The sequence below is a fragment of the Mycolicibacterium insubricum genome (assembly GCF_010731615.1).
GTDB classification, from domain to species: domain Bacteria; phylum Actinomycetota; class Actinomycetes; order Mycobacteriales; family Mycobacteriaceae; genus Mycobacterium; species Mycobacterium insubricum.
Genome location: NZ_AP022618.1, coordinates 4,418,132 through 4,441,040, shown reverse-complemented (window position 1 = coordinate 4,441,040; position 22,909 = coordinate 4,418,132). Strand labels below are relative to the sequence as shown.

The following is a 22,909-nucleotide window of genomic DNA, read 5'->3' as shown; positions in this document are numbered from 1 at the left end:
TTCAGTCGTCGCCGGGCCTCGTGCTCGCGGAACTACACCGCTCGCCGAACCCGGCGAGCAACTCGTCGGTGGTGGTGACGGTGCACAACAGCGCCAGGGTGTTGTCGATGACGGCCCGGCCGTAGTCCGCAGGGATCCCAGCCACCCCGTCGCGAGGAAGCACCACCCGGTAACCCGCGTTGACCGCGTCCATCACCAGGTTGGGTATCGCCACGTTGAGCGAAACACCCACGGCGACAATCGTTTGCACTCCCATGTTGCGCAGCACCGCGTCCAGGTCGGTGCCGCCCATCGGGCCCAGCCCGTGCCACCGGTGCAGCACCAGATCGCGGGGATCGGGTCCGAACTCGGGCAGCAGGGTGGCGCCCTCGGAGCCCGGGGTGATGTCCACCGTGCGTTGCCCGAGCGTGAACAGCCGGGCGTTGCTGTTGGACCCGAGCCCGTCGGCGCGGCGCTGCACCAGGCAGTGCACGACCGGTATGCCGGCTTCGCGGGCGACCGGCAGCAGCCGGGCGATACTGGGCAGTGCCTCGCGGCGCGCCTCGGCGGCCAGTGCGGCCAGCCCGGCGTTCGGGCCGACGACCGCCCCCTGGAGTTCCTGGGTGACGATCGCGGTGGTGGCCGGATCCAGCTGCAGGCTCATCCGAGGGGTGCGCCCTCGGGTGTGACGTCGTAGAACTGGGTGGCCCACTGGCGCAGCGCCATGTAGTGCCTGGCGTCGACCCTGGCCAGCGGGGGATGCTCGATGTAGATCTGGTGCTCCCAGATGTCGACGTCCTCCCACACCGTCTTGAGGAACTTGCGCTCCACCTCTTCCCGAACGTGCGGCGGGGGAACGTCGGAGGTCTCGCCGGGTTCCTTGGGCCACCAGATGGAATAGAACATGTCCGAGGTCTCGTCGTCGACCGGGGTGCAGGCGAAGATCAGCCGGTGGTTCGAGGAGCCCTCGAACACGCTCATGGCGAATCCCAGTCCGGAGTAGTGGCTGTGGATGCGCAGCGCCATCTTGTCCGGGTCGTCGCTACGGGCGTCGGGCCAACCGGTCAGGAACCGCCATTCTTCGCCGACCCCCTCCCACTCCAGGCAGACCGGGGTCACCGTCGCCTTGTGCACGTACCGGAAATGCGAACTGTCCGGGGCGTTCTCGGCGACGATCTGCGGGTGCACGTGGATGCCGTCGGCCCGCCGGGAGAACTCCGGGTAGGGGCGGTAGTAGGCGTCCGGGTCGGTGTCGAACTGCGGGAACTTTCCGAAGATGTCGGGCAACTCCCACTGCGGCGGCTCGCCCGACGGGTGGTACCACAGGAAGATCGCACCGTACTGCTCGCGCACGGGGTAGGAGCGCAGCTTCAGGGCACGGTTGGGCCGATCGGGCTGGTACGGGATGTAGGTGTTGTCCCCGCCCGGCCCCCAGCGCCAGCCGTGGAACGGGCACTCGATGCAGTCGTCGACCACGGTGCCGCCGTGTCCGATGTGCGCACCCAGGTGCTTGCAGTGCGCCTCCAGGACGTGCAGGTCACCGCGGGCGTCGCGGTAGGCGGCCAACTCCTCGCCGAAATACTTCAGCGCCTTGACGTCGCCGAGCTCGTACTCGGCCGACCAGCCGATCATGAACCAGCCGGTGACTTTCCAGGTGAAGGGTACTTTCATCCGTGCGCTGTCCATCTGCTCGATTGCCTGCCGGGGAGATACGGAAGACATTACAGTAGTAGTTTCTGGAATCGCTACACGGAGGTTTGCCGGTGCTCGAAGAGATCGAGGCGATCAAGGTGCTCAAGGCGCGCTACTGCCGCTTCCTGGACACCAAGGACATCGACTCCTGGCGGGCCCTGTTCGCCCCCGAGGTGGTGGTTCACCTGGACCTGGCGGTGTCCACCGGCGGCGCGGACCCGCAGACCGGCCCGGCACTGAACGGTTTCGACGAGTTCTTCCCGGTGGTGTGGGGCGGGGTCGAGCACGCCGCCACCGTGCACCACTGCCACACCCCGGAAATCGAGATCACCGCACCGGACCGGGCGAGGGCGATCTGGGCGATGGAGGACTGGCTGTTCTTTCCCGGCGGTGGCTCGCTGCACGGCGCCGGGCACTACCACGAGACCTATGAGAAGCGCGACGGCTCCTGGGTCATCACCAGCCTCCACCTGACCCGCACCCTGCAGCATTTCACCGCCCCGGAATGAGCCGATGGACCTGCGGCGCCGCGGCGCACTGATCGCCCGCGAACTCGGCGGCGTGCTGCCCCGCTCGGCGCGGGCGCTCGCCGGAGAGAACTGGTCACCGACCTCCGGGTCCGGGCTGCGCCGCCTCGGCGAGGTGGCGCTCGACGAACTCGTGCTCACCGGCATGACACTGACCGCGCGGCCGCCGCACGTGCACAGCGATCTGGGCGCCTACCCCGGCATCGCCGCCGAACTCGGCGCGCTCGGCACCGCGGGCTGCTACCGGGACCCGGAGCCCCTGCGCAGCACCGGAACCCGTCTTCGCCAGGCGGGCAGGCTGACTTTCGAGCAGATTCGCTACGTCCACGATCCCCGGCTGCCGCAAGCACTGGCGGCGTTCGGCGCCCCGGCCATCGCGGTGGTCAACGTGCTGCGCCACCCCGGGGGACCGCGGCCCTGGCTGGTCTGGGTGCACGGCGCCGGGCAGGGCAACTTGAGCGACTTCGTGGTGGCCCGGATACGCCGGTTGCACCGCGACCTCGGCTACAACATCGCCATGCCGATCCAGCCCGGGCACGGGGTGCGCCGCAGGTGGGCGCCGACCTATCCGGACACCGACCCGGTGGCCAACGTCGCCGGGATGATGCGGGCGGTCTCGGAGACCCGGGCCGTGCTGCGCTGGGTGGCACCGCAAGCCCGCACCGTCGCGCTGTCCGGGTTGTCGCTGGGCAGCGGGGTCGCCGCGCTGGCGGCCGGGTTGGAGGACGGGATCGACGGGGTGGCGGTGTACACCCCCATCCGCGGGCTGAACCAGATGATCGCCGCGCACCTGCACCGCTGGGGCGGGGCGGCCGACGACGTCGGTGCGCTGCTGAACTCGGCGGAGGTCGCCGCGCTGACCGCGGTGATCGACCCGTGCGCGATGACCCCGCGGGTGCCTCCGGACCGTCGGCTGATCGTCGGTGCCTGGAGCGACCGGATGGCTTTCCGCGCACCGGCATTGGCACTGCAGGAGCGCTGGGGCGGCCGGCTTCACTGGCACGACGGCAGCCACGTCGGTCACCTGATGTCCCCGCGGGTGCAGGCCGTCACCGAGGAATTTCTGACCGGACTGCAATGACAAATCGGAGGTAAGCGGTGACCGAGGTCGAGACGGGCATCCCGTCGTCCATCGAAGAGGTGACTCCGGGCTGGCTGTCGGCCGTCCTGGGCCACACCGTCACCGGCGCCCGGGCCGAGCGCATCGCGCAGGACAGTGGCTTCGCGTCGCTGCTGTACCGGGTCTGGCTGACCGGGGGCACCGGACTGCCCGAGACGGTGGTGGTGAAACTGCCCGGCAGCCAAGAGGCCCGCGGGGCGATGGAACTGCTCGGTGGCTACCGGCGTGAACTGGAGTTCTACCGCCGTATCGCGGGCCGGGCCCCGATGGGCACCGCGGGAGTATTCGTCGCCGAAAGTGGATCCAGTGCCTCCGAATTCGTTCTGGTGATGGAGGATCTGCGCGGCTGGGACAACGCCGATCACCTGGCCGGGCTGACCATGGACCAGGCCCGCAGCGCGCTGTCCGGGCTGGCCGGGCTGCACGCCTGGTCGGCGACCAACCCGGTGCCCGCGGGCGTGTTCCCCGGCCTGGACTTCCCGGCCGTGCGGCAGGTGTTCCTGCCGGTCTTCGCAACCGCCTGGGCCGCATACCTGGAACGCACCCGGATCACGGTGCCGCCGGGCGTCACCGATTTCGCCGCGCGATTCGCCGAGCTCGCACCCGTCGCCCTGGAGACGCTGAGCCGCCGTCCCACGCTGCTGCACGGCGACATCCGCGCCGACAACCTGTTCTTCCGCGACGGTGCGATGAAGGTCGTCGACTTCCAATTCGCCTGCCACGGCGCCGGTGCCGCCGACGTGGCCTACCTGGTCACCCAGGGACTGCCGGTCACCGAGCGCCGCGGCCGAGACCAGGCACTGCTGACCGAGTACCTCGACGATCTAGCCGCGCAAGGCGAGAGCGACTACCCGTTCGACGAAGCCTGGCGCGACTATCGGCTGGCCGCCGGCTACCTGATGATGCTGCCGGTGATCAGCCTGCTGGGTGCGGAGGCGATGCCGGAACGATCCCGCCAACTCTGCATCACCCTGACCGATCGGGCCGTGGCGGCCATCGACGAGATCGACGCCGTGGCGGCCTTCTCATGAGCCCGGCCCGCACCGCGCGCGAGGTGGTGGAGCTCTACAACCTGGTGGTGTGGAACACCCGAGACTTCGCCCTCGCTGAAGAACTGCTGGGCGACAGCGTGATCCGGCACGACGTCGGAGAATCGGTGGTGCTCACCCACGAACAGGCGGTGGCCCGGGTTGTCGATCACTGCGCCCTGTTCGACGAGATCCGCTTCGACCTGAACCTGGTGATCGCCGGCGACGACGGCGAACACGTCACCATCGTCTACCAGTCACCGATGCGGACCCACGACGGCACCGAACTGACCATCTCCAGCATGGAGATCTTCCGGGTGGTCGACGGCCGGATCACCGAGGTATGGAATTGCGGCTACAAACAAGGAGAGTGGCAATGACCGAACGCGTTCTCGACGAACTGGGCTACTACCTGCTGGCCGGCGCGGGCGGCGAAGGGCCGGCCACCCTGGTGGCCGAGGCCCGCCGCGGCGAGGAACTGGGCTTCGGCACCGCGTTCATCTCCGAACGGTGGAACGTCAAGGAGGCCTCGTCGCTGTCCGGTGCGGCGTGCGCGGTCACCGAGCGGATGCAGATCGCCACCGCGGCAACCAATCACAACACCCGACACCCGCTGATCACCGGATCATGGGCCACCACCATGCATCGGCTCTCCGGCGGCCGGTTCACCCTGGGCATCGGCCGCGGCATCGGCGCGATCTACAACTCGTTCGGCATCCCCGCGGTGACTACCGCCCAGATGGAGGACTTCGCCAAGGTGATGCGCCGGCTGTGGCACGGCGAGCTGATCTTCAACCACGACGGGCCGATCGGCGACTATCCGATCCTTTTCCTGGACCCGGACTTTCGCGAGGACATCCGGCTGGCCCTGGTCGCATTCGGGCCGCAGACCCTGGCACTGGGCGGCCGCGAATTCGACGACGTCATCCTGCACACCTACTTCACCCCGGAGACCCTGGACCGCTGCGTCCGCACCGTCAAGCAAGCCGCCGAGAAGGCGGGCCGCAACCCCGAGAACGTGCGGGTGTGGTCCTGCCTGGCCACGGTCGGTGATCACCTGCCAGAGGAGCTGCGGCTGAAGAAGACCGTCGCCCGGCTGGCCACCTACCTGCAGGGCTACGGCGATCTGCTGATCGCCACCAATGGCTGGGATCCGGCCGTGCTGCAACGGTTCCGCGCCGACCCGGTGGTGCAGTCGGTGCCCGGCGGCATCGACCACAAGGCCACCGCCGAGCAGATCGAACACATCGCGGGACTGATCCCCGACGAGTGGCTGGCGGCCGCGGCGACCGGCAGCCCCGCGCAGTGCGCCCGCCGGGTGCGCGACGAGATCGGTTACGGCGCCGACGCCGTCATCATGCACGGCGCCACCCCCGACGAGCTGGAACCCGTGGTAGCCGCCTACCGGGAGATCCGGTGACGCGGCGCGCCCTGGTCATGGGAGCCAGCGGCAACGTCGGAGCGGCCGTCACGCGTCACCTGGTGGCACGCGGTGACGACGTACGGGTCTTGTTGCGGACCTCCAGTTCCACCAGGGGAATTGACGGACTCGCACTCGATCGCCGCTACGGTGACATCTTCGACGACGAGGCGGTCGCCGCGGCGATGGCCGACCGCGACGACGTCTACTACTGCGTGGTCGACACCCGAGCCGAGCTGCGTGATCCCGCGCCACTGTTCCGGACCAATGTCGACGGACTGCGACGGGTGCTCGACATCGCGGCCGAGGCGGGGCTGCGGAAGTTCGTCTTCGTCAGCACGATCGGCACCATCGCGATCGGCGAACGCGGCGAAACGGTCGACGAGGACACCCCGTTCAACTGGGCCGATGAGGGCGGGGGATACATCGAATCCCGCCGGAAGGCCGAGGAACTGGTGTTGACCTACGCCGCGGACCGCGGGGTGCCGGCCGTCGTGATGAATGTGTCGAACCCTTACGGCCCGCCCGACTGGCAGCCGCGCCAGGGCATGTTCGTGCAACTTGCGGCGCTGGGAAAGATGCCGTTCTACGTCCGCGGCATCGGATCCGAGGTGGTCGGCATCGACGACGTGGCCGACGCCATGCTGCTGGCCGCCGACCGAGGGCGAGTGGGCGAGCGCTACATCATCTCCGAGAAGTACCTCTCACAGCGCGAATTGGTTTGCACGGCAGCGGAATCCGTGGGTGCAAATCCACCGCGAATCGGTATCCCCATGTGGCTCGTCCGTGGAATCGGTCGCGTATCGGATCTACTCGGCACACTGCTGCGCCGAGAAATGCCCATCGGGTACCACAGCACGCGGCTGATGGAGCTGACCTCGCCGGCCGACCACGGTAAGGCCACCGCCGAACTCGGTTGGCAACCCGCGGCCACCGAGGATGCCATCCGGGCGGCCGCCCGGTTCTACGTGGAACGTACCGAGAACGAGAACTGACGCCCGTGGGCGGTTACGGTTTGGGCCCCAGGCAGTTTCCCGGGCTCCAGTCGTTGATTTGGCGCAGCCCGTGGGAGACATCCACGAAATGCGGCGCGATGAAGGTCTTGGTGATTGCCATCAGGGTCATCAGGATGCCCAGCGCGGCAAAGCCCGACAGCACCGTCGTGTCGAGATCGGCGCGCTGCCCGGGCCGGGTGTCCCAGCGGGTGTAGAACAGCAGCGCCGCGAAATGCCAGGAGCCGTAGATCAATATGTTCAGGCCCCACATTCCGACGCCGTTGTCGAAACAGTAGTTGGCGCCCGAGTAGGCGAAGGTCTCCGCCAGCGGCATGACGCCGGCCAGCATCAGGCAGATCACGGCGTGCCGGATCTTCGTGTCGCGGCCGATGGGCCCGCCGATCCGGTTGCAGCCCCAGGTGAGGACGCGGTACATGCTGCCCAGGATGACGCTGTAGCAACCGAAGACCGAGATCGTCATCGGCAGCATGAACAACGGGACCCCGTTGGGGTTGATGGCGGTGTTGAAGGCGAAATGCCCGTGCAGCACCTCGTACCAGGGGTCGGTTCCGATGAATCCGCCGAGCACCGCCCAGATGCACAGGAACACGCCCATCCGGAACCCGTAGAGCCGGACCAGCGGTTGCCCGCGGTCTTCGGGCGCGCGGAAGACCAGCGGCAACACTAAGGTTCCGGTCGCCATCACTAGCGACTGGGTCAGCAGCAGCGCGTCGTTGGGGCGGTCGTAACGCAGGTGGGTGATCGCGTACCACTGCAGCGGCAGCGACGCCACGAACCAGAGCAGATAGATGATCTCGGTCCGCCGTTTGCCGGCGTTGTCGGCCAGCAGGTGGAACGCGGTGGGGGCCGGTCGGTGCAAGGTGCCTCCCGCGTGAATGGTTTAGAAGCTAAACTATATGCTCAATGCTAGCAGGCGGGACGACGAGACTCAGCGCGGCGCACCGAAATCGGGCCCGCCTGAGGTTTCCCACGCCGCAATCGCTTCGGTGTGGCAGCGGTCCAGTCGATTGATGAAGTCCAGGTAGCCGTGCAGTTCGGCGGTGTCGGCCGAACCGAACAACGCCGCGGCCATTGCCGACTGGTACTGCCCGGCGATGCGGGCCGCGTCGCGGCCACGGTCGGACAGGTGGAGGTGCTTGCGTTTCGCGTCTCCGGGGGCGTAGTTCTCGGAGACGAGTTCCTTGGCCTTGAGTTTGCTGACGATCTGTGAGGTGGCCGAGCGGGTGACGCCGAGCAGTCCCGACAATTCGCTGCCGGTGATGCCGTCATTGCGGAAGATCAGTGCGCACACCTCGATTTCCACCCGGGTCAGAGACAGCCCGGGGCCGTAGGACCGGGCAACGCGCCGGCCCTGCTCGATCTTGTTGATGACCCGCATCAGCGAGATGGTGATCTTCTCGATGATCTGCGCATCGCCGTCGTCGGGCATCTCGAAAGCGTCTCACGTCCGCCCCGGATCGGTGCGGTCGACCGGGTAGGTGTGTTAGCGTCAAAAAAATAGTTCATAAAATGAACTGTAGGATGGCGTGATGGAGGTGCCGCGATGACGAAGGCGCTGTCGGCCGAGGCGCAATCGGCGGACTACGTGGTGGTCGGGGCGGGCAGCGCCGGCGCCATCGTCGCCCGCCGGCTCGCCGACTCCGGAGCCGCGGTCGCCCTGATCGAATCCGGTCGTCGCCGTCGGGGTCCACTGATGACGGTCCCCGGCATGTGCGGCGCGATCCACGCCGTCTCGGCCCTGCAGCGGCTGGTCACCTGGCCGGCCCATACCGTCCCGCAGCGGCAGATGAACGGTCGTATGCTTCCGCAGTCGCACGGCCGGGTGCTCGGCGGTGGCAGTGTCATCAACGGCATGGCGTTCGTGCGGGGAAACCGGCACAACTTCGACGGCTGGGCCGCCGATGGCGCGACGGGCTGGGCGTACGGCGATGTGTTGGCGTCCTTCCGGCGGTTGGAGAGCTTCGAGGATGGTGCTAGCGAACTGCGCGGCGGGCACGGTCCGATCGCCGTGGAACGCGCGACCGGCCTGGCCGAGGTCACCGAGCGATACATGGACGCCCTCGCGGCGACGGCCGGCATCGGTCGGAATCCCGACTACAACGGTGCCGATCAGGCCGGCGTGGCGCCGATCCAGCAGAGCGTCGGCCGAGGGCGGCGGGCCGGTACCGACCGCGGTTATCTCGACGACGCGCCGGCCAATCTGCGGGTCATCACCGGGGCGACCGCGACCCGGGTGGTGATCTCCGGGGGCCGGGCCGTCGGGGTGGAGTTGGTGGCGGGCCGCGACCGGCGACCGATCGGCACGGTCCGGGCGAGCCGCGAGGTGATCGTCAGCTCCGGGTCCTTGGGTAGCCCCCGGCTGCTGATGCTCTCCGGTATCGGGCCCGCGGAGCACCTGCGCGAGCACGGGATCGACGTGGTGGCCGATCTGCCGGTCGGGGACAACCTGCATGACCACCTGTTCGTGCCATTGTCGTACCACGCACCCAACGGGCGCAGCGCGTCACCGCTGAGTTTCGGCCGCGCCGCCGGCCGAGAAATCCTGCGCCCCCGATCGACCTATCTGGCGCACACTCTGTTCGAAGGGGTTGCATTCCTCGACGCTGGCGGCCGTGGCCGCACCGAGGTTCCCGATCTGCAGATGTTCATCCTGCCGATGAGCTACCCGGAGAACCAGGACGAGCCGGGGCTGCACCTGGCCGCCGATTCGGCGCGGTCGCTCACCATGCTGCCCACGATGATCTACCCGCAGAGCCGGGGGACGGTCCGTCTGGCATCCACCGATCCGTTCACCGCGCCGCTGATCGATCCCAACTACCTGGCCGAACCGCAAGACCTGGCGACCCTGGTGGCCGGGATGGAATTGGTCCGGGAATCGTTGGCCCATCCCGCCATTTCGGGCGAGGTCGGACGAGAGGTACTGCCCGGTGCGGATCTGCACGGCGAAGATCTCGCGGAGTTCGCGCGGCGCAACGCATCCGGGGTGTATCACCCAGTGGGGACCTGCCGGATGGGCAGCGACGAGCGGGCCGTGGTCGACCCCGCGCTGCGGGTCCGCGGCGTGTCGGGGCTGCGGGTCGCCGACGCCGCGGTCATGCCCAGCATCGTCGGCGGCAACACCAATGCCGCTGCCATGATGATCGGTGAGCGGGCCGCCGAGTTGATCCTCGGTGGCTGACGCCGTTCAGCGGTTCGGGTTACAGCGGTCGGAAACCACGGTGACATCCGTCGGCCGCCCGTCGGGCTGGCCGATCTGCCAGGTGCTCGCCGCGCCCGCGGTGAACGGACCCGGAGCGCCCTGAGATTCATAGTGGCCCTGCGGATCCCAGGTCTTCGCCGACGGATACGGCCAGGGGCAGGCCACCGTGGATGCCGCCCCGGTGGTACGCACCAGCCAGAACGCCGAACTGAAGCTCATCATGGCGACGTTCAGGATGACCGCCATCACCAGGAAGGTCGCCAGCTTCGGCCGGCCGGAGAACAGGGTGAATCGTTGCGCGAGCTTTTCGGCCTGGCTCTTCCCGGTGTCGTCGCGGTAGAGCAGGATCGACGCGGGGATCATTATGATGGTGATCAGCACGCTGGCCATCAACAGTGGGAACTGGCTGAACCGGCCGGCATCCAGTGAACCGAAGTCGATCACGTGGGTGTAGGTCAGGAATTGGGTGCGGGTCAGCAGGATTTCCTGGGCGGCGTCCCAGATGGCACCGATGACGAAGGTCAGCACCGAAATCGAGATCAGCGGGTGCCGCCAGACGAAAGCGTCGTGTTCAGTGCGTCGTTGGACTGCCCGCAGTGCCGGCATGGCCAGGAAGTAGGGCAGCAACACATAGGGCGCGTAGATCACCGAGGTCAACGGTTCGATGATCGGGGAGATGTTGAGCCACGGCCAATCTCGCGGGAAGTGCCACATTCTGGGGTTGTAGACCAGCCCGATCGCCCAGTTGTTGATCGGGTCCCACCAGAACAGGGTGGAGGAGGCCAGGATCATCAGGATCACCGGATGCCCGGGCCGGCGACTCCAGACCAGCACCGAGGCGACGATGACGACGGCCAGCAGCACCGCGCCCAGCACCTGGCCCCAGAAAACGAAGTCGATCGCCGGCCACAACGGCTGCGCCGGGGGTGGTTTGCCGACACCGGCGGGGTTGGCATTGTCCGGCGCGACCGGTCCGTGCTTCTCGGCGGTCAGCAGAACGGCGACCGTAGCGGCGGCCGCGATCGCCCAACCCGCGAGGACCTTGATACGCGTTGCAGTGTTCATGGTGCTCCTTGCTGTTCGGGTGAAGGGTAACCCATATTGTTCAGATACTGAACGATATGGGTTACCGTCCGGCTCCGCCCCGTCGATGCGGAGTAGGGTCAGGGCTCGTGGCCGACACCCTGGGCGAAGCCGACGACGGCGACATCGTCGACTTCCTCGGCGCCGTGGCCGATGTGCAGCGGATGATCTCCACGCACGCGCTGCCGGTGGCGGCCGAGTATGCGATCTCCGAACGTGCGCTCGGCATCCTCTTCCTGGTGCACGCGGGGCTGGACCGGCCCGGCGCCCTGAGCGACTATCTCAATGTGCTGCCGAGCACCATCACCTCCGACGTCGACAAGCTGGTGGCCGCGGACATGTTGCGGCGGGTGCCGTCGCCCACCGACCGGCGGGTCACCCGGATCGAGGTCACCCGGCGCGGTGCCGCAGTGCAGCGGGAGTCGTTGCGCCGGTTGGCCGAATTCTTCCGCGCCACGGTGGCCGGGGTGGCGCTGGCGGAGTTGCACGCCTGTATCGAGACCCTCCGCAAGCTCAGCGGGGTGCCGCAATCGCCGGTGCCCAATCCGCTTCGTGACACGTCGTGATCGGTGGGCTGTATCGTATGGAGCGGTTCGAGGTGTCGCGGCCGATGTCTTCGAGGCCAGCGCCACCGGATGTGCTAACGCCCGCGGGCCAGCCGGTATCGGGCCATCACCAGGTCCATGATCGCCCCGTTGAGCATCCCCGGGGCGTACTCCACCCAGCACCAACTGCGGACCGGAAGCGGCCGCCGCGAACAGTCGGTCAGCCGGCCGAAATAATGCACGGGACTACCGGCGGTATCGAACTCGAAGGTGTAGGACACCGATCCGAGGGCCGCGTCCAGACGCCGCAGCCGGCCCTGGTCGTCGACGACCGGGGTGGCCCGGACGTCATCGACGGTGACGGTGACGCCGTCGAGCACCTGATAGCCGGGGCCGAAGGCGATGCCGTCGCGACCCTGCCAGCAACAGCCCCCACCCCAGCTCCCGTCGTCGTACTGCTGCATCCAGGACACCCACATGCCCTGCAGATCGCGAATGATGGGCAGCTCCGCGTAGACCTTTCCGGGCGGCCCGTACGCGAAATCTTGGTGCAGGTAACCGGATACCGGCGTGCCTTCGATGCTGCCGGTGGCGCTCATCAGCTCGTGCCGGTAGTACGCGGGGGCTGCGATGCCGTCCTGCGGGGGGATTCCGATGGTCACGATGTCGCCGATGCTGTGGCCGTGCAACTCCCAGCGGCCGCCGGCGTCGTACCAGTGACAGCCCTCGGAGTCGTGTTCGATGCGGCCGCTGTCGAAGCGCAGTGTGGTGGTGGCGGCGGTCGTTGTACTGTCGGTGGTCTCGGTGTACTGCAGCGGTTCGAACCAGTCGATGGTGGCGTATTCCGGAAACAGGTGCGGCGGTTGCGGATCCAGCGAGACCGGCAGTCGCTTGAACCCGGTGATCGGAGCCACCACATGCGTCATCCCGGTCAGGAAATCGTCGGCGCCGCGCAAACCCCAATAGTTGTTCCCGGATTCGTCGGCGACCACGCCGGAGATCCACATTCCCGCCGGTGCCACCGTCGCGTCCGGAGTCCAGCTGCGCAGGTAACGCGCCGGGGTGGGCTTCCGGGCAACCAATTCGACCGCGATCCGGCGTTCCATGTAAGGATCTAATCCTCTAGAGGGATGCCTTGTAAAGCAGAGGGTCGGCTTGTGAAGGTTGCCGAGGTGCAGATGGTCGCGGACGTGGAACCGGCCCGGATCGGTGTGTTGATCGACTACCTCGATGAGGACGGCGGGTATGACCGAAACCTGCTGCCGGCACTGCAATTGATCGCCGACGACTATCGGGCCGCCGGCGTCCTGGACCGTCCGGTGGAGTTCGTCGTCCGCGCTGTCCAGGGACTACCCACCGGCTCGTTCCATCGCGTGCGCGACGCCTTCTACGAACTGCTCGCCGAAAACGTGCTGGTGATCTTCGGTCCGCAGGTTTCGGAGAACGGGGTGGCATTGCGCGACCACGTGGAGCGCAGCGCGCAGGTGCCCATCATCACCATGGCCGGCTCGGAAACCATGCTGGGGGAATGGGTCTTCGGCCTGCCCGCCGGATCCCTGGAAGAAGAGCCGATCGTCATGGCCACCGTGGCCGCGCTCGATGGCTGCCGCACGGTGGGCGTGGCATTCGAGAACAGTCTGATCGGCCGGGAATACCTGCGCACCACCCGCAAGGCATGTCACGACGCCGGCCTGGCGATCACCGCCGAAGTCGCGATCCCGCAGGTGGCCGCGGATCAATCGGCTGCCATGAGAGTGTTGGAGGCCCACCGCCCCGACGGACTCCTGCATGTCGGCTTCGGTCTGGGGCTGATCGGCATGAACGCGGCACTGGCGGAAATAGGCTGGGAGCCACTGCGATACACCACCACCGCGTTCGAGTTCGCGGCAACCAGTCCCTGGTGGAACGAACAGTTGACCGGCTGGATCGGCCTGGATCAGTACGACGAACGCAACCGCACCGGGCAAGAATTTCTGGACCGCTTCGAGCAGGTGCACGGCCACCGTCCCGCGTACTTCTTTCCGCTCTATGCCTGCGATGTCGGCCGGCTGATGATGACCGCGCTGGCGACCGCCCTTCCGCTCACCGGCGAGGGCGTCAAGGACGCCCTGGAAAAGATCAAGATGATGCCGGCCGCCAGTGGGGCGCCGGGTACCCGCCTGCGCTTCGGTCGCCACATCCGGCACGGCTGGTTGGGCAGCGAGTTCCTGGTGGCGCGCAAGGTGCTGCCCGGTGCCGACGGTTCGGTCCTCTACGCCACCATCGAAGGCCTGATCGAGGGGCCCGTGACGGGCCCGGATCGTTAAGGTTCTGGACAATCGGCTCGGTCCTCCGGTATATATCTAGAGGATTTCCCCGAGGCTGTGCCGACCTGTTCGGTCCGACGGTGCCGAACAGCCTGCGCGCAGGCAGATCTGGAAGCACGGTGCGATGAAACGACGGTCACTCGCTCCTCTGGTGGGAGCGGCTACCGTCCTGGTCATCGCGCTGTTGTTCGTCACCGTCGGCGTGCTGTTCCGGGGCGGGATGACGCCGTCGGTCGGCGTCACGGTGCTGGCCAAGCGTGCCGGACTGGTGCTGAACCCGGATGCGCGGGTGAAACTGCGTGGCGTGCAGGTGGGATCGGTTGCCTCGCTGGAGAATCTGCCCGACGGGCGCGCCGCCCTGCACCTGGCGATGGACCCGGATCGGATCTCCGAGATTCCCGCCAACGTGGAGGTCCACATTGCGTCGACCACCGTGTTCGGCGCGAAGTTCATCCAGCTGGTGGACCCCGCCGAACCATCCACCCGAACGATGTATGCCGGCCAGGTCCTCGACGCGGGGCATGTCACGGTGGAGATCGACACCGTCTTTCAGCGGCTCACCGCGGTACTCGACGAGATCGACCCCGCCGAGCTGAACGCCACCCTGAGCGCGATGGCGAACGCACTCAACGGGCGCGGACACCGGATGGGGCAGATGCTGGCGGACCTCGACGGCTACCTCGCTGCCCTGGATCCGCAGTTGCCGGCGCTGTCGGACATCCTGGCCACCGCGCCCGGCGTGCTGACTGGCTACGCCGACGCCGCCCCGGACCTGATCACCACGGCCGACAACGCGGCCCGAATCAGCCGGACGGTGGTGGACCAACGCGGCCAACTCGATGCCGCCCTGATCTCCGCCATCGGGTTGGCCGAAACCGGAAACGATCTGCTGACCGCGAACCGGGCCGCACTGACCGACGTCGCACACCTGCTGGTGCCCACCACCGATCTGACCAACCGGTACCACGAAGCGCTGTACTGCCTGGGCGCGGGCTTGGTGAAGTCGGCCTACCTGCCGCCGCCCCAGGTGCCCGGTGCGCTGGTGAATGCCGGCTTCACCTGGGGCAAGGAACGTTTTCGCTATCCCGGTGACCTCCCCAGGGTGGCCGCCACCGGCGGGCCGCAATGTGTGGCCGGGCTGCCCAACGTGCCGTATGAGGCCCGCCCGCCCTTCGTGGTCGCCGACGTGGGCTGGAACCCGGGCAGGTACGGCAACCAGGGGCTGCTGGTCAATTCCGATGCGCTGAAGAACATGTTGTTCGGGCCGCTGGACGGACCGCCGCGCAACACCGCTCAGGTGGGGCAGCCCGGATGAGCGGGCCGGTGGCGGCGCGCATCAAGTTCGGCGTCTTCGCGGTGGTGATGCTGATGCTCACCGTCGCGTTGTTCGCCGTTTTCGGTCGGTACCAGTCGGGACCGACCGTCGGCTATACGGCGGTCTTCACAGATGCGTCCCGGCTCAAAGCGGGTGACTCGGTGCGCGTGGCCGGGATCCGCGTCGGCACCGTCGACGACGTGACGCTGACCCCGGAGAAGACCGCGCTGGTATCCTTCGACGCCGATCGGGCCGCGGTGCTGACCTCCGGGACCAAGGCGGTGGTCCGCTACCTCAACCTCACCGGAGACCGCTACCTGGAGCTGGTCACGGCACCCGGCGATACCGCACTGCTGCCCGCCGGTGCGCAAATCCCGGCCGACCGCACCGCGCCCGCGCTGGACATCGATCAGCTGCTGGGCGGGTTGCGGCCGGTCACCCAGGGGTTGCGGCCCGAGGACGTCAACGCTCTGACCCAATCGCTGCTGCAGGTGCTCCAGGGCCAAAGTGGTGCGCTGAAATCGCTGCTGTCACATACCTCGTCGTTCACCACGAATCTCGCCGACAACAACGACCTGGTGCAGTCGCTGATCGACAACCTCAATGCCACCATCGGCGTCCTCAACCGCAACGGCGAACAGTTCTCCGGGACCATCGACCGAGTGCAGCGACTGGTCAGCGACATCTCCACCGACCGGAACACCGTGGGTGAGGCCATCACCGCCTTGGAAAGCGGGACGGCGTCGTTGGCCGACCTGCTCACCCGCGCCGGCCCGCCGTTGACCGGAACCATCGCCGAATTGAACCGGTTGGCGTCCAACCTGGAGGGGGCAAACGACCGCCTCGACGCCGGTCTGCAGAAGGCTCCCAACAATGTTCGAAAGCTGGTACGCCTGGGCTCCTACGGCAGCTTCTTCAACTACTACCTCTGTGGGGTGGCCGTGCGGGTCACCGACCTCGAGGGCCGGACCGCGATGTTCCCCTGGATCCGGCAGCAGACCGGCAGGTGCTCGGACAACTGATGCTCAAATACCGTGGCCCCCGTCTGATCCGCACCGGCTTCGTCGGCGTGGTGCTGGTGCTGCTGACGATCGGGGTCGGGTTGCGCGTGCCGCAGCTGGCCTCCTGGGCCACCGACATCCGCTACAACGCCCAATTCGCCCAGGCCGGCGGTATCGCGGAAGGCAACGACGTCACCATCGCCGGCATCAAGGTCGGCACCGTGTCCCGGGTCGCGTTGCGCGACGGGCAGGCGATGGTGACCTTCTCCGTCGCGGCCCGCATCCCGCTCGGCGCAAAGACCACCGCCCATATCCGCACCGGATCGCTTCTGGGACAACGCGTGTTGACCCTCGACTCACGTGGGCCGGGCACCCTGGCACCGGCCGCGCTGATTCCCGCCGAGCGCACCTTCTCGCCGTACTCGCTGACCGAAGCCGTCGGTGACCTCACCACCGACATCAGCGGAACCGACACCGGCACGCTCAACGACTCCCTGGACGCGCTGTCGACCGCCATCGACGCCGTGGCACCGGAACTGGGCACCACCTTCGACGGACTGACCCGGCTGTCCAAGGCGCTCAATGCCCGCAACGACACCCTGGGCGAACTGTTCAAGAACGTCCGCGACGTCAGCGCGATCCTGTCGGATCGCAGCCAACAGGTGAACACGCTGATTCTCGACGGCAACGAACTCCTCGATGTGCTGGTCGCCCAACGCCGGGCGATCGTCAACCTACTGGCCAATACCTCCGCGGTGGCCACCCAGCTGTCCGGGCTGGTCCACGACAACAAGGACAAGCTGGCACCCACGCTGGAGAAGCTCAACGCGGTCACCGCGGTGCTGCAGCGCAACCGCGACAACATCGCCAAGACGCTGCCCGGGCTGGCCCAGTATGAGCTGACCAGCGGCGAACTGGTGGCCAGCGGCCCCTACTACCAGGCGATGATCGCCAACCTCGCGATTCCGCAGCTGCTGCAGCCCTTCCTGGACTACGCCTTCGGTTTCCGGCGTGGCACCGCCGCCGGTCAGCCACCCGACCAGGCCGGACCCCGTGCCGAATTCCCGATCCCGCGCAACGGGATTCCGCAGCAACCGGCGGGAACACCGTGATGCGCCGGCTGACCAAACCACTGGCCGCCGCGCTGGTGGTGCTGGCCGTCGTCGCGGCGGCGGTGCTGGTGCACGATGCCTACTTCGGGCCACGCCGGATCACCGCCTACTTTCCTTCCGCGACATCGATCTATCCGGACGACGAGGTCCGGGTGGCCGGGATCAAGATCGGGCACATCGCGGCCATCGACGCCGACGGTGACCGGGTCCGGATGACGCTGAGTGTCGACCGGTCGGTGCCGATCCCGGCGGATGCCAAGGCGGTGATCGTCGCGGCGAACCTGATCTCGGCCCGGTACGTGGAACTGACGCCGTCCTACCTGCCCGCCGACGAGGCGGCCGGACGGCCGAAGATGGCCGACGACGCCGTCATCGACATCGACCGCACTGCGGTTCCCGTCGAGTGGGACCAGGTGAAAGAGCAATTGATGCGGCTGGCAACCGAATTGGGACCGAACGCCCAGGTGTCCTCGCCGGCGATCGCCCGGTTCATCGACAGCGCGGCCACCGCGCTGGACGGCAACGGGAAGAAACTGCGCGAAACGCTGAGCCAACTGGCGGGTATGGGGCGGATACTGGCAGCCGGCAGCGGCAACATCGCCGTCACCATCAAGAACCTGCAAACGTTCGTCAGCGCGCTGCAGGACACCAACCCGCAGATCGTGGTGTTCCAGGGCCGGTTGGCGACGCTGACCGGCGTCATCGCCGAGAACCGCGCCGACCTCGACGCCGTGCTGAAGACCCTGGCCCAGGCACTCGGCGATGTCCAGGGTTTCATCGCCGACACCCGGGACAAGACCAGCGAACAGGTCGTCCGCCTGGCCGACGTGACCGCCAATCTCGTCGAACATCGGGCCGACGTCGAGCAACTCCTGCACGTCACCCCCAACGCCATCGCCAACGGCTACAACGACTACAACGCCGACACCGGAACGATTCTCGGATCGGTGTCGTTCAACAACTTCTCCAACCCGCTGACCTTCATCTGTGCGGCCATCGGGGCGGTCAAGAACGTAACCTCGGAGGAGACGGCGAAGCTGTGCGCGCAGTATCTCGGCCCGGCACTGAACCAGATGACGTTCAACAACCTGCCGTTCCCGTTGAACCCCGTGCTCGGGCCGGCGACCACCAACCTCATCTACACCGACCCGGCGTTGGCCCCCGGTGGTGGCGGTAGGGCCACCCCGGTGGAAAGCCCGCCGTCGATCTCGGCCTACACCGGCGACCGGGGTGATCAACCGCCACCGCCCGGATGGAACAACCCGACGGGGCCGCCGGGATCGGCCGCGCCGCTGCCGGCCTACCCCAGCCCAGCCCAGTATCCGGGTGCGCCGGCGCCGACCATGCCCGGTGTAGAGAATCTGCTGCTTCCGCCGGGTGCCGTCGCGCCCACGGAACCGGCCCCGGAACAGGGGGAAGCGCAACCGTGAGTAATCCATCCCGGCTGCCGCTGCGACTGGGCGCGCTGGCCGCGACCGCGTCCGTATTGGCCGGATGCGCCTTCGGCGGGGTGAATTCGCTGCCGCTGCCCGGCACCGTGGGACACGGCGACGGGGCCGTGATCTACCACGTGCAGATGGCCAATGTCGCTACCCTGGAATCGAATTCGCCGGTGCTGATCGGTGACGTCGTGGTCGGGAGTGTGGGGCGGACGCGGTTGGACGGTCAGCACGCCGACGTCGAGGTGTCCCTGGCTGCCGGCACCGTGGTGCCGGCAAATGTGGTGGCGACCATCGGCCAGACCAGCCTGCTGGGATCGATGCATCTGTCCCTGGATCCGCCGGAAGGGCAGGAACCGGCCGGGCGGATCGAACCCGGTGCCACCATCGGGCTGAACCGATCGTCGACCTATCCGACCACGGAGAAGACGCTGTCGTCGCTGTCGGCGGTGGTGAATACCGGTGGTCTGGGCCAAGTCTCGGATATCGTGCACAACCTGAACGCCGCGCTGAGCGGGCATCAGGAATCGGTACGGAGCCTGATCGGCCGGCTGGACACCTTCGTCGGCCTGCTGGACCGGCAACGCGGCGACATGATCGCGTCGATGACGGCGCTCAACAGGCTGGCGGCAACTCTACGCGGTCAGCAGTCGGTCATCGAAGACACCTTGCGTACCCTGCCGGCTGCGCTGGACGTGCTGCTGGCCGAGAAACCCCGGTTCGTCACCGCGCTGGACAGGCTGCGGGTGTTCGCGAACACCGCGACCGGGGTCGTCAACGACACCCGGGACGACCTGGTGCGTGACCTCACCAACCTGCAACCCACCGTTGCCGCGCTGGCCGACGTGGGAGACGGACTGGTCGACGGCCTGATGTACGCCACGGTGTTCCCGTACGGGCAGAACATCGTCGACCGCGGGCTCAAGGGTGACTACCTGAATCTGTTCGCCGTGGCCGACCTCACCGTGCCGCGACTCAAGCGGACCCTGTTCTCCGGAACCCGGTGGGGGCTGACCGGAGCCGAGTTGGTGCCGGCACCGGGCGACCCCGGATACGAATGGTATTACACGAAGAACCCGCTCGGTGTGCTGACCGGGATTCCGCCGGAAGGCAGCGAAGTACCCGCTCCGCCGCCGCCGATCGGTCCGCCGGTGGTGCTGCCGGGCGGGGCGATGCGGCCCGGGCAATCGCCGCAGACCGTACCGCTGGGAGGGGGCTAGATGCTGACCCGGTTCATCAGAATCCAGCTGGTGATCTTCGCGATCGGATCGCTGGTGGGCATGGCGGTGATGGCGTCGGTCTACATGCAGGTGCCCACATTGCTCGGTTGGGGCCGGATCACCGTCACCGTCGAGCTGCCCGGAACCGGTGGGCTCTACCGGTTTTCCAACGTCACCTATCGTGGTGTGCAGGTCGGGAAGGTCACCGACGTCGACTTGATCCCGCACGGTGCCTCGGCGACCTTGTCGCTGAAAACCTCACCGAAGATTCCGGCCAAGCTGGCCGCGCATGTGCGCAGTGCTTCGGCGATCGGCGAACAGTACCTGGATCTGGTTCCCGAGGACGACGGTCCGCCCTACCTGGTGGACGGGTCGCGGATCGCCATGGCCGACACCACTGTTCCGCAGGAGGTCGGACCCCTGTTGGACCAGACCAGCGCGCTGATCAAAAGCATTCCAAAAGAACGACTTTCGGCACTGCTGAATGAATCGTATCTGGCGCTGGGCGGAGCCGGTGACGATCTGGCGTTGCTGGTCGACTCGGCGGCCACGATATCGGGCGCGATGAGCGACACCCGAGAGCAGACGGTGGACCTGCTGCAAGACAGCGTCCCGTTGCTGAACGCGCAGGAGGAGAGTCGGGAGAGTCTGCGGGTCTGGTCTCAGAGCCTGGCCGACATCACCGGGACCATGGTGGCCAGCGACGGGCAGTGGCGCACCATCCTGCGCGACGGCCCCGGCGCGGCCAACGAGGCTTCCCGGCTGTTCAACCAACTCAAGCCGACGTTGCCACTGCTGCTGGCGAACCTGAGGACGGTCGGGCAGATCTTGGTGACCTATCGTGCCGGTCTGGAACAGATTCTGGTGCTGATGCCGCCCTTCGTGGCGAACCTGCTGTCGGCCGGTCCGGACCACAACCCGACCGGGATGGGGCAGGGGGACTTCACGATCAGTGAGGGGGATCCGCCGTCGTGCACGGTCGGTTTCCTGCCGCCGAGCCAATGGCGCTCACCGGAGGACACCAGCGAAGTGGACACCCCCACCGGCATGTACTGCAAACTTCCCCAGGATTCACCGTTGGCGGTGCGGGGCGCCCGTAACTATCCGTGTGCCGGGAAGCCGGGCAAGCGGGCTCCGACCGCGGCGATCTGCAACAGTGACGATGAGTATCAGCCGTTGGTGATGCGTCAACACCTGTTGGGTCCCTATCCGCTGGATCCGAACCTGATGGCGCAGGGCGTACCGCCGGATTCGCGGGTCACCGGAGACGACCGAATCTACGGGCCCACCGAGGGTACGCCGGCACCTGCCGAGGCGGCACCGAGCGCGTTCGACGGCGGTGGACCGGACGTCGTGGCGACTCCCTACGATCCGGGCTCCGGACGCTTCGTGGCCCCCAACGGCCAGACGTATCAGCAGGCGAACGCCGGGGAGGCCGGATCGCCGAAGTCCTGGCAGGAACTCGTCATGACGGCCGGAGCATGACCGGCGACGGCAACCGGACCGGCCGTCTGGCCGCGGTCCTGCTGCTCGCCACCGCCGCGGTGGCGGCGGTGGCCGCGGCGCCGGAGGCGGTGGCCGCATTGTGCGCCCCGCTGCCCAACGGACGGTTCACCGCGGTTTCCGACGGGGTGTGGGCGAAGACCAACGAAGTGTTCCGCGATGAGCAGACCGTCACCTCGACCTGGACGCTGAGCAGTTGGTGCGATGAGTCCCACAACTGCGCGGGCAGCGTGGTCAGCAGTGACGGCTGGTCGGCGGAACTCACGTGCGCGGCGGCCGGACAGTGGAGTGTGCGCCGGCAGCACCCGACCTGGGTGCCCTGCCCCGACGGGTCCACGGCTGCGGCCAACCAGTTGTACTACTTCGCACCGGACCTGGTCGGTGCTCCGTCGTACGACGCGATACGCAGCTACACCGGCTGGGACCGCACGGTCGGTGAAAGCGGAGGATGCGGGGTGAACCTGCCGGTCGTCATCGAACTGCCGTTCACGCTCAAAGCGATCGACTGACGGTGGTTCGGGACGGCCGCAGGGTGGGCCAGCCGTGCTGGGCCGCCGCCGTGGCCAGGGCACGACGCGGGTTGACCGGACGGGGGTTGCCGACCTTGTGCATCAGGGTCAGCTCCTCCTCACCGTCGCCGTAGAAGTAGCTGCGGCTCAGATCGATGCCGTGCCTGTGGGAGAAGGCGACCGCCGCGGCGGCCTTGACGTCCCCCCAGATGATCGGCGCCTGGATCGCCCCGGTCAGCCGGCCCCTCCCGTCGAGCTCGAAGCTGTTGCAGATCAGGTGCTCGATGCCGAACGCCCGGGCGACGGGCGCGGCGTGAATGGTCAGTGCCGAAGAACTGAGCACCACGGTGTGTCCGGCCTGCTGATGCGCGCGGATGGCGGTCACCATGTCGTCGAACACCTTGTGCCGGATGTCGCTGTGGAACAACTCCTCGCAGACGGACTCGAGTTCGCGCAGCTCGGTGCCCCGCAGGAAGCCGGCGGCCCGGGTGAGCAGGCTGTCGAACTGCATCCGGCCGAAGCGGTAGCGCAGCGCGGCCTCGGCGATGCCGACGAACTCCCCGAAGCGGGCCTGCCGGTTGCGGATGCGGTGCCGGGCGTGGGCGGCCGGGGTGAACCCGTCGACCAGGGTGCCGTCCATGTCGAAGAATGCCCCGATGTGCGCACCGGGCGGGGCGGTGGCGATCGCGGCGATCGGATCGTGCATCGGCGCCTCCTATCGCGGTGTCAAGTCTAGACACCCGTGCACCGTGGACTCGGGTGGATTTCGGTCTTGGTGCCGGTTCAACGCCGCGTGGATCCGCCGCCGTCCGAGCCTCGGGGAAGGGGTTGTACACACTTCCATTTCTATCCACAGGCTGTGTCTGACCGGTCCTTTCTGTCGGCCGGGCGGCAT

At 67.6% G+C, this 22,909-nt stretch carries 23 protein-coding genes; 16 read left to right on the top strand and 7 right to left on the bottom strand.

Features of this window, described 5'->3' with window-relative positions; genetic code table 11:
- Position 1: 1 nt before the first annotated feature.
- Both G6N16_RS20895 and G6N16_RS20890 read right to left on the bottom strand, forming a co-directional pair.
- The gene (locus G6N16_RS20895; RefSeq protein ID WP_083030401.1) at positions 2–643 is read right to left on the bottom strand and encodes a cysteine hydrolase family protein; all 642 of its coding nucleotides are present in this window, start codon (positions 641–643) and stop codon (positions 2–4) included.
- Positions 640–1,650, bottom strand: a complete 1,011-nt coding sequence (locus G6N16_RS20890; protein WP_083030447.1) for an aromatic ring-hydroxylating oxygenase subunit alpha — start codon at positions 1,648–1,650, stop codon at positions 640–642. Before G6N16_RS20890 ends, G6N16_RS20895 begins: the two co-directional genes overlap by 4 nt.
- A gap of 92 nt (positions 1,651–1,742) precedes the next feature.
- Here G6N16_RS20890 and G6N16_RS20885 point away from each other — a divergent pair, with 92 nt between their 5' ends.
- Genes G6N16_RS20885 through G6N16_RS20860 form a run of 6 tightly spaced genes read left to right on the top strand, consistent with a single transcriptional unit; the run spans position 1,743 to position 6,761 of the window.
- Positions 1,743–2,180: a nuclear transport factor 2 family protein gene (locus tag G6N16_RS20885; protein WP_083030400.1), complete on the top strand. Its 438-nt coding sequence runs from the start codon at positions 1,743–1,745 to the stop codon at positions 2,178–2,180.
- A gap of 4 nt (positions 2,181–2,184) precedes the next feature.
- The gene (locus tag G6N16_RS20880; RefSeq protein WP_083030399.1) at positions 2,185–3,279 is read left to right on the top strand and encodes an alpha/beta hydrolase family protein; all 1,095 of its coding nucleotides are present in this window, start codon (positions 2,185–2,187) and stop codon (positions 3,277–3,279) included.
- A gap of 17 nt (positions 3,280–3,296) precedes the next feature.
- Positions 3,297–4,349, top strand: a complete 1,053-nt coding sequence (locus G6N16_RS20875; RefSeq protein ID WP_179961224.1) for a phosphotransferase — start codon at positions 3,297–3,299, stop codon at positions 4,347–4,349.
- Positions 4,346–4,726, top strand: coding sequence for a nuclear transport factor 2 family protein (locus tag G6N16_RS20870; protein WP_083030398.1), 381 nt, complete (start codon positions 4,346–4,348; stop codon positions 4,724–4,726). Before G6N16_RS20875 ends, G6N16_RS20870 begins: the two co-directional genes overlap by 4 nt.
- Positions 4,723–5,766: a TIGR03857 family LLM class F420-dependent oxidoreductase gene (locus tag G6N16_RS20865; RefSeq protein ID WP_083030397.1), complete on the top strand. Its 1,044-nt coding sequence runs from the start codon at positions 4,723–4,725 to the stop codon at positions 5,764–5,766. Before G6N16_RS20870 ends, G6N16_RS20865 begins: the two co-directional genes overlap by 4 nt.
- 17 nt (positions 5,767–5,783) lie before the next feature.
- Positions 5,784–6,761, top strand: coding sequence for an NAD-dependent epimerase/dehydratase family protein (locus tag G6N16_RS20860; protein WP_083030445.1), 978 nt, complete (start codon positions 5,784–5,786; stop codon positions 6,759–6,761).
- 13 nt (positions 6,762–6,774) lie between these two features.
- On the opposite strand, the gene G6N16_RS20855 is transcribed toward G6N16_RS20860, so the two are convergent.
- Together G6N16_RS20855 and G6N16_RS20850 are read right to left on the bottom strand one after the other, a co-directional pair.
- On the bottom strand, positions 6,775–7,641 hold the full coding sequence (locus G6N16_RS20855) for a hypothetical protein (protein ID WP_234805806.1): 867 nt from the start codon (positions 7,639–7,641) through the stop codon (positions 6,775–6,777).
- 69 nt (positions 7,642–7,710) lie between these two features.
- Positions 7,711–8,211 (bottom strand): MarR family winged helix-turn-helix transcriptional regulator, encoded by a 501-nt coding sequence (locus G6N16_RS20850; RefSeq protein WP_083030395.1) that lies wholly within the window; start codon positions 8,209–8,211, stop codon positions 7,711–7,713.
- Between the two features lie 114 nt (positions 8,212–8,325).
- On the opposite strand from G6N16_RS20850, the gene G6N16_RS20845 reads away from it, so the two are divergent.
- Positions 8,326–9,960 (top strand): GMC family oxidoreductase, encoded by a 1,635-nt coding sequence (locus G6N16_RS20845; protein ID WP_083030394.1) that lies wholly within the window; start codon positions 8,326–8,328, stop codon positions 9,958–9,960.
- A 6-nt stretch (positions 9,961–9,966) separates the two neighbouring features.
- Here the strand turns inward: G6N16_RS20845 and G6N16_RS20840 are convergent, their stop codons facing one another.
- Positions 9,967–11,046, bottom strand: coding sequence for a spirocyclase AveC family protein (locus G6N16_RS20840; protein WP_083030393.1), 1,080 nt, complete (start codon positions 11,044–11,046; stop codon positions 9,967–9,969).
- A 107-nt stretch (positions 11,047–11,153) separates the two neighbouring features.
- Here G6N16_RS20840 and G6N16_RS20835 point away from each other — a divergent pair, with 107 nt between their 5' ends.
- On the top strand, positions 11,154–11,630 hold the full coding sequence (locus G6N16_RS20835; RefSeq protein WP_083030392.1) for a MarR family winged helix-turn-helix transcriptional regulator: 477 nt from the start codon (positions 11,154–11,156) through the stop codon (positions 11,628–11,630).
- A gap of 74 nt (positions 11,631–11,704) precedes the next feature.
- Here G6N16_RS20835 and G6N16_RS20830 read toward each other — a convergent pair whose 3' ends face one another.
- The gene (locus G6N16_RS20830; RefSeq protein ID WP_083030391.1) at positions 11,705–12,715 is read right to left on the bottom strand and encodes a hypothetical protein; all 1,011 of its coding nucleotides are present in this window, start codon (positions 12,713–12,715) and stop codon (positions 11,705–11,707) included.
- 72 nt (positions 12,716–12,787) lie between these two features.
- Between G6N16_RS20830 and G6N16_RS20825 the strand changes: the two genes are divergently transcribed.
- The 8 genes from G6N16_RS20825 to G6N16_RS20790 all read left to right on the top strand — a co-directional run bounded on the left by G6N16_RS20825 (position 12,788) and on the right by G6N16_RS20790 (position 22,014).
- The gene (locus G6N16_RS20825) at positions 12,788–13,915 is read left to right on the top strand and encodes an ABC transporter substrate-binding protein (RefSeq protein WP_083030444.1); all 1,128 of its coding nucleotides are present in this window, start codon (positions 12,788–12,790) and stop codon (positions 13,913–13,915) included.
- 124 nt (positions 13,916–14,039) lie between these two features.
- Positions 14,040–15,230, top strand: coding sequence for an MCE family protein (locus tag G6N16_RS20820; protein ID WP_083030390.1), 1,191 nt, complete (start codon positions 14,040–14,042; stop codon positions 15,228–15,230).
- Positions 15,227–16,252, top strand: coding sequence for an MCE family protein (locus G6N16_RS20815; protein WP_083030389.1), 1,026 nt, complete (start codon positions 15,227–15,229; stop codon positions 16,250–16,252). Before G6N16_RS20820 ends, G6N16_RS20815 begins: the two co-directional genes overlap by 4 nt.
- The gene (locus G6N16_RS20810) at positions 16,252–17,343 is read left to right on the top strand and encodes an MCE family protein (RefSeq protein ID WP_083030388.1); all 1,092 of its coding nucleotides are present in this window, start codon (positions 16,252–16,254) and stop codon (positions 17,341–17,343) included. Before G6N16_RS20815 ends, G6N16_RS20810 begins: the two co-directional genes overlap by 1 nt.
- Positions 17,343–18,773, top strand: coding sequence for an MCE family protein (locus G6N16_RS20805; RefSeq protein WP_083030387.1), 1,431 nt, complete (start codon positions 17,343–17,345; stop codon positions 18,771–18,773). The genes G6N16_RS20810 and G6N16_RS20805 overlap by 1 nt, the downstream gene beginning before the upstream one ends.
- Positions 18,770–20,002 carry an MCE family protein gene (locus G6N16_RS20800; protein WP_234805805.1) on the top strand — a complete coding sequence of 411 codons (1,233 nt, stop codon included), beginning with the start codon at positions 18,770–18,772 and terminating at the stop codon, positions 20,000–20,002. The genes G6N16_RS20805 and G6N16_RS20800 overlap by 4 nt, the downstream gene beginning before the upstream one ends.
- Positions 20,003–21,487 carry an MCE family protein gene (locus tag G6N16_RS20795; RefSeq protein WP_083030386.1) on the top strand — a complete coding sequence of 495 codons (1,485 nt, stop codon included), beginning with the start codon at positions 20,003–20,005 and terminating at the stop codon, positions 21,485–21,487.
- Positions 21,484–22,014, top strand: coding sequence for an Rv2253/PknI dimerization domain-containing protein (locus tag G6N16_RS20790; RefSeq protein ID WP_083030385.1), 531 nt, complete (start codon positions 21,484–21,486; stop codon positions 22,012–22,014). Before G6N16_RS20795 ends, G6N16_RS20790 begins: the two co-directional genes overlap by 4 nt.
- On the opposite strand, the gene G6N16_RS20785 is transcribed toward G6N16_RS20790, so the two are convergent.
- Positions 21,998–22,720, bottom strand: coding sequence for an HAD family hydrolase (locus G6N16_RS20785; RefSeq protein WP_083030384.1), 723 nt, complete (start codon positions 22,718–22,720; stop codon positions 21,998–22,000). The genes G6N16_RS20790 and G6N16_RS20785 overlap by 17 nt on opposite strands.
- Positions 22,721–22,909 lie beyond the last annotated feature (189 nt).